Raw genomic sequence first — 12,090 nt, 5'->3', positions numbered from 1 at the left:
AAGAGTTCTTCCAAGCAATAATGTACATTTTGATGACCACGGCGTTTATAACTTTGGTGATCATTTTCCTTACACTACTTCGTGGCCAAGAAGAAGGAACTCAGTAACCAAAAAGGGAACTGTGACATAATTTCATTAAATCTATTTTACTTTGCGCCTAAGGAAAAAGAATAGAAGTAAACATAAAAACGTCAAAACTGTGGCAAGAAAGATTGCTGAGAAAGCATGAGATCCAGGTCCAATCATAATTGGGATAGGCCCCACGAAAATTATGATGCATGTGCTAGCAGAGTTGCCAGAGACAAAGCAGGAAGCCATTATCAAGATAGTTCCTGTGAAGATTAATGAAAAGCCAACCAGAAGCAACCTAAACCCAGCTAATTGAGACATCGCCATACTTCCATGTCTTTCCTACAAATAGCTAAAAAACAATTTTGACGAGGACAAGCACCACCAAAATAATAGATAGAACAAAAAGCGCCTTCACAGTTCTTCTGTCGGTTCCAAAGACTATAGGAAAAGGCCCAATGATAATTGCACCTCCAACTTTCTTTTCACCATTTGTTGACGAAAAAAGCAGAAAAATTACAGCAATAAAAACTACTATGACTCCTGTTAGAATAAGCATAAAACCTAAAGTCGATAAAAGAGCAGAATCAATCATTGAAATTCACTGCTTATACAGTGAAAGGACTAAATTCTGACTATTTTTCTATAGAAATGTAGAGGATGTTATTTCCTCTAACTAAGACGCTGCCATAGTTGGCGATTAGCTTTTCACCTCTACATTCGGTGGCGCCCTCTAGAATAATGTTCATATGACCATCACATTTCTTCATGTTGCCTTTGTACGTGACGCCGTTTTTCAGTGTTATGTTAACATTGCTGTTTAGTTGTTTCACTAAAACATTCAAGGGTTTCTTGCTTGGCTCTAAACTGTTCACGTTAATGACTCCTAATGAATATGAGACATAGCCCCACCATATAAAAGTTTTATGAGAACTTGTCCCTAAGCTAGACAGCTTTCAGTTCCAAAACTTCCCCAACCTCAGAGGTTGACACTGAACACTGTCCCCCTTACATCTGTAATGATTTATGTGAACCTTCAAAAGCAATCGAATTGAAATCTACCGACAGGCCTTTTATTAATGCTTCAGTTTCCGCAGTTTATCCGCCTGGTGTGCCGTGGAATGGAACGTTCTTCCAGAGAATTTCCCACCAATCCTCTTCCGTTATGGCTTCTTTCTTGACGACTAACTCCATGATTTTGCTGAGGAGTTCATGGTGTTTTCTTTCGTCGACAGCTATGGATTCTAGTAGAAACTTGATTTTCTTGTCTTTTATTTTTGGCATAATTTCGCCTAGTGTGGATATGACCTTTTCTTCGTCCACGATGTGTTTTGCGGTTATCTTTTCAAGTTCGCTATATTCTTTGTCCGTTAACGCTGGAGTGACTGTGGCGATGGACATTGCTGCTTTGTAGATTCCGGCGTGTTTTTGAGAGTCAAAAGCTATTGCACGTAAAACTTGCTTCACTAAGGGATTTCTCACTGTTTTTAGGCTGTTCATGATTGACTCAACGATATGATGTTCCAATTTAATCTGGTCTCTAAAGAATTCTATAATTTCGTCTTCCAGCATCTCACACATTCCTCCCGTTTACTATCCATGTTTACGCAAATATAACCACTATTAAAGATAGTGTTTTAAAGCATTTGAGAAATTATGACTAAAGCACCTGCTGCCCAGCAATAAAGCGCAAACCAGTGAAACCTCTTTTTCATAACTACTTTCCGCAAAACTTTGAGCGACAGGTAACCCACAACCATCGATGTCACAACACCTACAACCACTGCAATCGCATCTCCGTGGCCAATTAATAAATTTAAATCGCCCGACTTTGCGATAGTCGCACCTAAAACCGCTGGAATCGACAATAAAAAAGAGAATCTAAAAGCGGTTTCCTTACCCACTCTTCGCAGTAGCCCTATAGAAATAGTGGCTCCGCTCCTTGAAATACCGGGAATTATAGCGATTCCCTGTGCTATTCCTACAAGCAACGAGTCCAGAAAGCCTAAAGCCTTATCGCCTTCTCTTTGTTCTGAGAAGAAAAGTAAGAAGCCAGTTGCCAAAAGAGCGGCTCCCACGACAAGCAAGTTGTCAAAAAAAGACTCGAAAAGATCTTGAAAAATGTAACCAATAACCGCGGTAGGTACACTGCCCACAATAACACAAACGCCAAGCTTCCCCTCTTCAGACCTTAAATTTCGCCTAACAAGCGCCTTCAAAACCTCTACAATGTCTCTTCGAAAGAAAGCCACAATCACAACAAGTGTACCCACATGAAGAAGAACAAAAAAAATCATAGGCGGTCGCCAACCAAAAAATCCCTTTGCAATAGCCAAATGCCCCGAGCTAGACACCGGCAACCACTCTGTCAAGCCTTGAATTACCCCAAAAATCACCGCTTCGATAAACGACGCCATAAACTCCCCAGTTGTCCCACCACATATTTAAGTTTCCCAAAAACACAGCATCCCCAGCTCTTATCAGAAGCCTATTCAGAGACAAATAAAATCCATAGAAGCCTAGAGCCAGGGCACAATCTGAATCCCGTCACGCTTATAAGAAGACATAAATAGTTTATCCCATTTGTTCTTTTGAAGTCATCATATGGGATAATATTTATGCCTCAAAAGGTTTTTTGTCAAAAATGCGGTTACATTTTATATAAAGGCCCAGAACTGAAACCGCCAGACGAAATCATACAGAAATACGACGGAAAATGTCCAAAATGCGGCAGAAAACTATCCTCCGTACCCATAGATGTGGAAGTCAAGCCAGCAGAATAGAAAGCTGACAAGGTGCCATTACTTGAGTAAGCAAGGAAAAAAGACCCACCTCTACAAGTTTCACGCTAAAAACGGCAAAATAGTCTCCTTCGCAGAGTTTGAAATGCCGATTTGGTACAAAGGCATAATTCCAGAACATTTGGCGGTAAGAAACAGCGTCGGCATTTTCGACATAACTCACATGGGAAGAATAATAATCACCGGACCCGACACCGAAGCATTCCTCAATTACGTAACAACAAACAACGTCTCCACCCTAGAACCCCTAAGCGCCCACTACTCAACCATGTGCAACGAAAGAGGCGGAATAAAAGACGACTTCGTCATCTCACGACAAGGAAAAGAGAAATTCTTCATGGTATACAACGCCGCTAACAGAAACAAAAACTATCAATGGTTAATAAAACAAGCAACCCACTTCAACGTAAAAATAGAAGATGTTTCAGACAACATAGCCATGTTCGCAATCCAAGGACCCAAAGCCCAAGAAACGCTACAGAAAATCTCCACCGAAAACCTAAACAAGATTAAACGATTCAAATGCAGCTGGACAAAACTCGCAGGCCTTGAAGCTTTCATTTCAAGAACAGGCTACACAGGCGAAGACGGATTCGAAGTATTTATCTGGAACACTCCCGTTTCAAACCCGGAAAAAGCAGTAAAAGCGTGGAACACAATTCTTGAAGCGGGAAACGAATTTCTCATTGAGCCTTGCGGTCTAGGCGCCAGAGATACTTTAAGATTGGAAGCTGGCATGTGCCTCTATGGCAACGACATTGACGAAAACACTACGCCCCTAGAAGCGAGAATAAGTTTTGTGGTGAAGCTGAAAAAAGAAAATTTCATAGGCAAGGAAGCCCTGTTCAAACAGAAAGCTGAAGGAGTAAAGAAAAAGCGTATTTGCCTAAAAATGCTTGGACCTGGAATCCCACGCCCCAAGCATGAAATCTTTAAAGATGGGGAGAAAATAGGTTATCTGACAAGCGGAACCTTCTCGCCTCTATTAAAGTACGGCATCGCTATGGCCTATGTCCAAACGGAGCATGCAATTCAAGGTGAAACAGTAAACGTAAAGATAAGAAACAAACAGGCAAAAGCTGAGATAGTCAAATCACCATTCTACGACCCCAATCGATATGGTTACGCAAGAAAACACTGATGCAAATTGCTTTCGGAACCGCAAGGGAAATAAAAGAGTTTTATCAACTTGATTGAACAAAAAGGGGACGTGACTATTGGACCTTAGAAATTTGATATCACGAGAAAAAATTGTTGACGCTCTACATAGTCTATCAAACTTAAGAATCCCTGTTTCTCGTTCCACTTTGCTCACAATTTCAGCATTAACGTTAATTTTCTTTGTCGCCTTCTCTATAAGATTGTTCCCTATCCGTTGGGGGCTCGAACTCTCAGAATTCGACCCGTACTTTCAATATCAATTTACAGAAAAAATAGTGAAAGACGGATACTTCGACTGGGTTACGTGGAAAACGTCTGACGCTCATCGATGGTATCCTCTTGAAGTATCGGTCGGGGGCGCAGCTTTCCCTGGTCTTCCTCTAACCGCTGCAACACTGTACAACATACTCTCTATCTTGGGGGTGCCCATATCCCTATACCACTTTTGCATAATATTTCCAGTTATTTTTGGGGCGTTGGCGTGTTTAATGGCGTTTTTCTTGGGAAATGATGTGGGAGGCAAGACTGTAGGTCTTTTCTCTGCCTTCTTCCTCGCATTGAATTCATCCCATATTACAAGAACATCTATAGGATTTTTCGATGATGAAACCGTTGGAATAGGGGCCATTCTCCTTTTTGCGTTTTTGTTTCTCAGAGCCTTAGATGAAAAACGCCCCAAAAAACACTCTGCACTTTATGCCGTCACAGCTGGTTTGACGCTTGGTTATGTAACCGCCTCATGGGGAGCAGCACTTTACCCAATAGCTATGGCAACCCTCTTTGTGTTTACCCTGATTTTGCTTAAGCGTTACACACGCCGTCTGCTTATTTCATACAGCATAACATTCGGCCTTAGCTTATTTCTAGCAATTAATGTCCCTAAGAACTCCATTAGCTACCTTACCACATGGGCAATTCTGCCAGTGCTAGGCGTCTTCGGTTTGCTATGTCTTAATGAAGTGCTAAATGCCATAAGCAGCAGAAAATGGAAATTTATCCTAACTGCAGCTTTCTTTGCAACGATAATTGGTGGGTTCCTAACCCTGTCATATCTGGGGTATATGGGTTCGATTGGCGGAAAGTTTATTGGTGTCATAAACCCGACGCAGCGAGGGGCATCGCAAATATATCAATCAGTTCAAGAGCACAGACTTACAGCATGGGGTTCTCTGTACTATGACTACGGTGTTGGCGTGCTCTTTTTCGCGTTAGGCTTGTTCTTCGCAATAAGAGACCTAACTAATAGAAACCTCTTCCTTGTTATTTTCGGCTTAACAACATTATACTTCGCTTCCTCTATGGTTCGATTAACCATATTGTTAGCGCCTGCATTCTGCCTTCTGATGGCAATCGGAATAGTGAACTTGCTGAAACCATTCATTACCATAATGAAAGAGACACCAAAACTAGCCCTAGGCAAAAGATATATCACAGGACATGTTGGAAAGGAATTCAGCGGATCGGTTCTCATCCTCATATTCTTGATTTTAACACTAACCTATGCCTTTCCTTCGCCGAGAATGTATACCCATTCATACTCACCACCTACAATACTTTCCGCAAGCACCCCAATACGACCATCAGAGCCAATTACTGAGTGGACTGAGATGCTTGAATGGATGAAACTTAACCTTCCAGAAAAGGCAATTGTCTGCAGCTGGTGGGACTATGGATATTGGATTTCAGTGAAGGGGAATCGAACATCTCTCGCAGATAACGCCACTTTCAACTCTACACAAATAGGATCGATAGGCCAAGTTTTTATGTCCAATGAAACCCAAGCAGTAAAAATTCTAAAAGATCAATTCAACGGACCCGATGGCCCCCCAACACACATTCTTGTCTTCACGACATTCAACAGTTTAGGAGGCGACGGTAATTATGGTGACGAGGGAAAATGGCGATGGATGGCTAGAATTGCCAACCAAACTGTTGCTCCTGGCTTCTATTGGGAGTCAGAAGACGGACGGTCCAATACTTTCGGAAACATAACGGAGGAGGGACGGTGGGTGTGGAATGATTTAGGAAGAAACACAACGATTTACAAATTGATGGAAACAGCAAAGTACTCTTCAGGTGGTGCTCCCGAAGAAGCACCTGACCTAGAATTCTTCAAAGTCTCCCACTTCTCGCCTGGAACCCCAATAGCATCCCTGGGAACAACTGAAGACGGTAGAACCGTGTACCTTTTCGCGTTGGTTGCTCTTTATGAAGTAGATTACCCTGCTGCTTGAAGGCGAAAAACTTGTTTCCTAAAGCGGTTGATCAACATAAGCCAAACAAACCTTTAGTTCCAAATGGGCTTGGCGTGATATATGTTCTAGTTAGTGCAGTCTACCTTTTTTTACTCTACTTTTTTGACCATGCAGCAGCCTTGCCTTTAGCCGGGTGTATTTTATTCGGCGGATTTATGGGGCTTCTTGATGACTGGGTAGACTTGAGATGGCGATACAAAGCATTTCTACCACTGTTTGCATCATTGCCCTTAGCCGTGCAGAGAGAAGCAATAGGTCCCGAAGCCACAAAAATGGCGACGTACATCTTCGGCAAAATTGATTTCGGCATCTACTTCTACATCATAGTAATACCGATAATAGTCACTATAACGACTAATACAGTAAATCAACTTGGCGGGCTGAACGGTTTAGAAACTATCTGCCCTTCTATTATCATGGTTGGATTAATAGCTACTTCCCCTAAGACAAATGTTCTCCTTTTTGCGCCTTTTCTCATCTACCTAATTCTTGCCTGCCTAAACTTTTCTGGAAAGATATTTGTGGGTAACACAGGTTCTTTCGCCATTGGCATCACGCTTGCCTCGTACGCCATCATCGCCAATAACGAACAAACATTGATGATTTCAATTCTACCCTTCATCTTCAACTCCTCTCTGATACTGCTAAACGTTTTCCTCTTTGGCAAAACTGCTCACCTTATCCTAGAGGAAAACAAGCTACGTGCAGATAACAAGCGCAGTCTGTTAACACTAATCGCTTACTATAAACCTTTAACTGAGCGGAAACTTGTATCAGTTGTGTCGTTGCTTGTTACATTTTCGACTTTCATAGCAGTTTTTGTGTGGTTTATATATTAAAAAAGAATTTTGATAATAGGCGCTGGCGACCCAGCTGGCGTAACCTTCACGCATTCGTTGAGGTATTAGTAGTGAAAATTTTACAGCTATGCTGATCTTGTGGCGATGCCCTAGAACTGTAAAGTTAAATAAATGAGAAAACTATGAGAAAAAAGGAGCGGACAAAATGAAATGAGAATTTGGTATGACGCGTGCACAGGCAAACATGTGCGATATGGACATGCGATTGCTCAACGTCTCAGAAAACTTGGACATCACATGGTTTTAACAACTAGGGAACATCCTGATACTATAAACGTTATGAAGACATTGGGTGAACGGTTCGAAATCATTGGAAAATACGATCCCACGTCGCTCGTTTCAAGATTTAGAGCAAGTATAGAGAGAGAGCTTCGATTCTATGAAATGTTCAAAGACGATAAACCACATGTTGCCATATCCCACGGATCAGTAGAACTCTGTCGAACCGCGTTCGGGCTTGGTGTGCAAATCATTTGCACAGGAGATACAACTTACACAAAAGCTAACTGGCTAATTGTTCCCCTGGCGGACACATTAATAATCTCGAAGGCGATTCCAAAGAGGCTTTATCAAAGGTACGGGGCAAGAAACATAGTCCAATTTGATGGTGTCGATGAGGTTGCTTGGGTCCACCCTCTTAAACGAGAAGAAGGTGAAAAGTATGAACATCCATTAATCGTAGTGAGGCAGAGTGAGTTTAAAGCCTCATACATGAAAGGAACAGATGTGACAGTAGACATTGCAAAGAAGCTGACTTCACTAGGAAATGTGGTTTTTCTTCCAAGATATAAAAAAGAAAAGATTGAAGGGCTAACAGTTCCAGAGGGATTCGTAGATTCTCTCTCGCTAGTTAAAGAGGCTGACTTGGTTATAGGTGTAGGAGGAACGATAGCAAGGGAAGCCGCACTTCAAGGAACGCCAAGTATAGTCGTTCCAATATTGGGGTGGGCACATGTTAATGATTATGTTTCTAGAAAAGGATTCCCACTGTTTAAGGTTGAACTACCGGACATCTTGAAGTATGCAAAGAAGCATATAGGAAGACATGTAGACACAAGTGAAATGCTTGCAGAGCTGGAAAACCCTGTTAACGTGATTGAAACTCTCATAGAAGAAAAAACCTACAAAAATGATAAAAACTAGAAACTATAAAAACAACGAAATTAAGTGACTGTAATATAGAAAACTTTCGAAAGAATGAAGGAGATTACATGACGATAAATGAAAATGTTAGTTTGGGCAAAAGTGTAAAGATAGGACAGAACAGCGTTATTGAAGAGAACGCGACAATAGGCGATGACGTTGTCATATTCCCCAATGTCTACATAGGCAAAAATACAAAGATAGGCGACGGAAGCATCATACAGTACGGCGCTTTCATAGAACATAATTGCAGCATAGGAAAACATTGCAGGATAGGTACTAACACGGTATTGAGGAGAGAAACCAACATTGGCGATCACTCTATATTTGGATCATTGAGCGCCAGTGAAGGAAAAAACTGGATTGGTAACAATGTCTTGATACACAGCCAATGTCACTTGACTTCAGGAATAATCGTCGAGGACTGGGTGTTTATTGCCCCTCTGTTTGTTGGTGCTAATGACCCAAAAATGTTACATGGGAGAAGGCATGTAGAGAGATTCGTGCCTAAAGGTCCCCATATCAAATTTGGTAGCGGGATAGCTGTGAACGTTACCCTTCTTCCTGGAGTAGTTATAGGTAGAGAGTGTATAATAGGGGCATCTAGCCTTGTAAGTAAAGATGTGCCTGATTTTTCTATAGCTTTTGGCATACCTGCTAGAGTCGTAAAAGGTGTGGACGAGAAATGGAAACTTCCAGAAGAACAGTACCAAGAGTTTAGAAAGAGAGTTAGTGAGGAATACTTGGTGAAGTTTATAGATAGACTTCTTAGCGATTACAAATGATTATATGATTCTAGTTTGTAGAATTTGGCTGAGAGGATTGTTATTGGTTAAACCTATCATTCTGGTTGTTGGTTTGGGCGAAGTGGGGCGCTCTCTGTTTGAGTTGTTGAAGGAAAGCGAGAAGTTTGAGGTTTATGGTTTGGATGCAGATGAGAAAAAGATGCAAGATTTTCAGCAAGGTGATTTGCCCAAAGATGTAGATGTCTTGCACATTTGTTACGGCTGCCACGACCAAGAGGAATTTATCAAGATAACAGGAGACTATTCGAGGCAGTTTAGGCCCAAATTGACGATTATTAATAGTACTGTTCCACCCGGGACTACAAAGAAGGTGCATACACTTTTAGGAGGTCACATAGCGCATTCTCCTGTTCGTGGAATGCATAAGAGCAGGAAGAGCATGAAGCGATATTTGTCGTTTCTGACAAAATATATTGGTGGGGTGGATGGCGAATCCTCGAGGTTGGCGCGTAAACATTTTGAGGGTTTGAGGTTGAAGACTAGGGGTTTGAAGAGCCCAATGGAGACGGAGTTAGCCAAACTTTTTGAGACTACTTATAGGGCTTGGATGATTGTATGTTTCCAGGAGATGCATAGAATTAGTAGGCATTTTGGAGCTGATTTTGATGAAGTGGTAGATTTTTTGGAGGATACCCACCGTGTGAGGTTTGATAGACCAATAATGTTTCCAGACGTGATTGGGGGACACTGCTTGATTCCAAATGCGGAGTTGCTGCTGAAAAGTTATGATTCAGTGTTTTTGCGTTTGATTTTAGAGTCTAATGAAAAGCGAAAAGAAGAAGTTAAGGATGATCGTGCCAGGAAGGAAGTTGAAAAGGTTAGGGAAAGAGCAGAAGCTCTTCAAAAGAAGTTAATGAAGAAGTCGGGGGTTGATAATTATAGTTGACTGTGCTGAGTTCTTTGACCCAGTTGTAGAGTATGGATGAAGGTTTGGTTTTATATTAGAGTTACTGCTCCACCGTACTATTCACACCAACAGAAAACTGCACAAAAAACCTCATAAAAGAAGAAATAAAAATTACCAAAACAGGAGGCACCATACTTCTCCAAAGAAAACACCTTAGGCAAAACCTAACCCTCTCAACTAGAACAGAACCTCCCTTAATCTTTTAAAAAACATTTTCTTCTGGAAAAAAGGAACAAACTGTCGAATATCCTCATACAAAGAAACTTTCGATAAATATCCCTTCAGCATCAGATAACCCCCAACCGGATGCCCTAAACCAGTCAGAACAGCCCTTCCAAAAGCATACAACCACCAATAATTCAAAGCCTTCATCCCCTTACCCCACAAATACAATTTCCGCTTCGAAAACCGAGTTTCCCTCGACAACTTAAATGTTAAATCATGAAAAACAGCCACTTTCTTGCCTTGACAAAGAGCCTTATAAACAAGATAAACCTCAAAACCATAATTCTCCGGATACCTAAACCCAACCTCCCCAAACCATTTAGCATCTATAACCCTACCACAACCCCTAGGAGACAAAGACCGAGAAACCTCACCTTCTGCCACCCCAGAAGCCAAAACAACACCCTCCTCCATTTTATTAACAACCTCCTCAACATAATTCGAAGGATAAACAGCGTCAGCCCCGCTTATCAAAACATAAGCAACATCCTTTTCCTTCAAAACGTCAAATCCAGCATTAATAACCCTTGCAAGCTCAGGCCGCCCAGCCCAGCTCGCCTTATGCCTAGGCAAGTCAACAACAACATCAGCATACCTCGAAGCAACCTCACCAGTTCCATCCATACTTCCATCATCAACCACTACCAAAAACAATTTAACAGTTTGACCCCTCAAACTTTTGAGACATTCCCCAATCGTATTTGCCTCATCCCGAGCGTTCACCACAACGCCACAGCGCCAACCACCCAATTTTCTCTTCTCCCCTCTTTTGCATAACACCAACAACTATTTAAAAACGTTAAAAGATAAAGACTCTCTATAATCACGTTAACAACGTTCAAGTGAAGCTTTGGCTAAAAACGAAATTAGGCTTCATCCTTGCAATTGCAGCCCTCTGTCTAATCGTAGTCACAAAGAGAAGGTAGATTTTATGAAGATTTTAGAAGTTGGCAGCGGCGTGGTTGGGCATCCTCACCATGTTTTTCTTAGGGATGATAATATTGTTCATTTCGATATTGACCGAAATGCTTTTCACGTAGAGGTTTTAGGCGACGTTCATAAGTTGCCTTTTAAGACGGCGTCTGTTGGCGCTGTTAATGCTAGTCACATTTTTGAGCATTTAGAGAATCCTTTAATGGCGTTGAAAGAGTGCCACAGGGTTTTGCGTGTTGGCGGTTTGTTGGTTTTGCGTGTTCCTAACGGAAGTTTTTTTAAGTGGAAGTCGTCGGGCAAGGATCATCTTTTCAGCTGGAATCAGTATACGCTTAAGAACTTCATTTGTCAAGTTTTCAGTGATGTTGATGTTAAGTCGTTTTTGCGTAGTGTTGGTGGTCGTCGTCGTCGTAAGTTTTTAAATTTGTTGTTGTGTTTATTTATGGGTGAAAATGAGTTAGTTGCCTATTGCTATAAAACTTAAATATTAACTAGCTTTTTTATTTATTATTATATATGTGTATCTTTCTTCTTCTTGACTTCTATCTCGAGTCTTGCTATTTCTTGCTTACTATTTGACTTCTATAGGTCTCCTAACGGAGATATCCCAAAAAAAGCACGCGCGCGAAGCCAGATAAACTTGATTTCTTTTTCATTAACGAAGGCCATACATATGAAAGAGTAAAGCAGGATTTCGAAATGTATAGCAAACTAGTTAGACCGGGAGGAATAATAGGTTTTCACGACATTTTTCCAGGACCACCTGAAACTGTAGGAGGTGTGCCAAGATTTTGGGATGAAGTCAAATCTGACCTCGATTACATTGAGATTGTTAAAGATTGGAAAAGGCGGATGGGGTACAGGTGTTATCTATGTATAGAGTGCTAGTTCGGGGTGCATGAAAAGTCCAATTTATATATTTTTCCAAAA

Annotated in this window: 13 protein-coding genes and 1 pseudogene; 9 read left to right on the top strand and 5 right to left on the bottom strand. The window is 41.3% G+C overall.

The features are described from left to right. Positions 1 to 421 precede the first annotated feature (421 nt). From KAU88_05360 to KAU88_05345, 4 genes are all read right to left on the bottom strand, one after another. The gene (locus KAU88_05360) at positions 422 to 664 is read right to left on the bottom strand and encodes a DUF131 domain-containing protein (GenBank protein MCK4477937.1); all 243 of its coding nucleotides are present in this window, start codon (positions 662 to 664) and stop codon (positions 422 to 424) included. Between the two features lie 40 nt (positions 665 to 704). Then, positions 705 to 944 carry a ribonucleoprotein gene (locus KAU88_05355; GenBank protein MCK4477936.1) on the bottom strand — a complete coding sequence of 80 codons (240 nt, stop codon included), beginning with the start codon at positions 942 to 944 and terminating at the stop codon, positions 705 to 707. A gap of 223 nt (positions 945 to 1,167) precedes the next feature. Beyond that, complete coding sequence (locus KAU88_05350) at positions 1,168 to 1,641, bottom strand: ferritin-like domain-containing protein (protein MCK4477935.1); 474 nt, start codon at positions 1,639 to 1,641, stop codon at positions 1,168 to 1,170. 65 nt (positions 1,642 to 1,706) lie between these two features. After that, entirely contained in the window at positions 1,707 to 2,486 is a 780-nt protein-coding gene (locus tag KAU88_05345; protein ID MCK4477934.1) for an undecaprenyl-diphosphate phosphatase, read from the bottom strand. Positions 2,487 to 2,687: 201 nt separating this feature from the next. On the opposite strand from KAU88_05345, the gene KAU88_05340 reads away from it, so the two are divergent. From KAU88_05340 to KAU88_05310, 7 genes are all read left to right on the top strand, one after another. After that, positions 2,688 to 2,852, top strand: a complete 165-nt coding sequence (locus tag KAU88_05340) for a hypothetical protein (GenBank protein MCK4477933.1) — start codon at positions 2,688 to 2,690, stop codon at positions 2,850 to 2,852. Beyond that, positions 2,827 to 4,011 (top strand): glycine cleavage system aminomethyltransferase GcvT, encoded by a 1,185-nt coding sequence (gcvT, locus tag KAU88_05335; protein MCK4477932.1) that lies wholly within the window; start codon positions 2,827 to 2,829, stop codon positions 4,009 to 4,011. Before KAU88_05340 ends, gcvT begins: the two co-directional genes overlap by 26 nt. Before the next feature lie 76 nt (positions 4,012 to 4,087). Continuing rightward, entirely contained in the window at positions 4,088 to 6,265 is a 2,178-nt protein-coding gene (locus tag KAU88_05330) for a hypothetical protein (GenBank protein MCK4477931.1), read from the top strand. A gap of 11 nt (positions 6,266 to 6,276) precedes the next feature. After that, a complete protein-coding gene (locus tag KAU88_05325; GenBank protein ID MCK4477930.1) occupies positions 6,277 to 7,125 on the top strand; it encodes a hypothetical protein in 849 nt (282 codons plus the stop codon). A 171-nt stretch (positions 7,126 to 7,296) separates the two neighbouring features. Beyond that, on the top strand, positions 7,297 to 8,289 hold the full coding sequence (locus tag KAU88_05320) for a DUF354 domain-containing protein (GenBank protein MCK4477929.1): 993 nt from the start codon (positions 7,297 to 7,299) through the stop codon (positions 8,287 to 8,289). Positions 8,290 to 8,357: 68 nt separating this feature from the next. After that, entirely contained in the window at positions 8,358 to 9,074 is a 717-nt protein-coding gene (locus KAU88_05315; protein ID MCK4477928.1) for a hypothetical protein, read from the top strand. A 43-nt stretch (positions 9,075 to 9,117) separates the two neighbouring features. Continuing rightward, positions 9,118 to 9,981: a GDP-mannose dehydrogenase gene (locus tag KAU88_05310; protein MCK4477927.1), complete on the top strand. Its 864-nt coding sequence runs from the start codon at positions 9,118 to 9,120 to the stop codon at positions 9,979 to 9,981. A 198-nt stretch (positions 9,982 to 10,179) separates the two neighbouring features. Here KAU88_05310 and KAU88_05305 read toward each other — a convergent pair whose 3' ends face one another. Next, positions 10,180 to 11,013 (bottom strand): glycosyltransferase, encoded by an 834-nt coding sequence (locus KAU88_05305; GenBank protein MCK4477926.1) that lies wholly within the window; start codon positions 11,011 to 11,013, stop codon positions 10,180 to 10,182. A 145-nt stretch (positions 11,014 to 11,158) separates the two neighbouring features. Here KAU88_05305 and KAU88_05300 point away from each other — a divergent pair, with 145 nt between their 5' ends. Beyond that, on the top strand, positions 11,159 to 11,644 hold the full coding sequence (locus tag KAU88_05300; GenBank protein MCK4477925.1) for a class I SAM-dependent methyltransferase: 486 nt from the start codon (positions 11,159 to 11,161) through the stop codon (positions 11,642 to 11,644). 170 nt (positions 11,645 to 11,814) lie between these two features. Beyond that, a pseudogene (locus KAU88_05295) lies at positions 11,815 to 12,040 on the top strand (hypothetical protein). Positions 12,041 to 12,090: the final 50 nt, after the last annotated feature.

Source organism: Candidatus Bathyarchaeota archaeon (assembly GCA_023131225.1).
Lineage (GTDB): Archaea > Thermoproteota > Bathyarchaeia > Bathyarchaeales > SOJC01 > JAGLZW01.
Note: the sequence above shows the minus strand (reverse complement) of the source record. Positions and strands in the feature narration are given on the sequence as shown.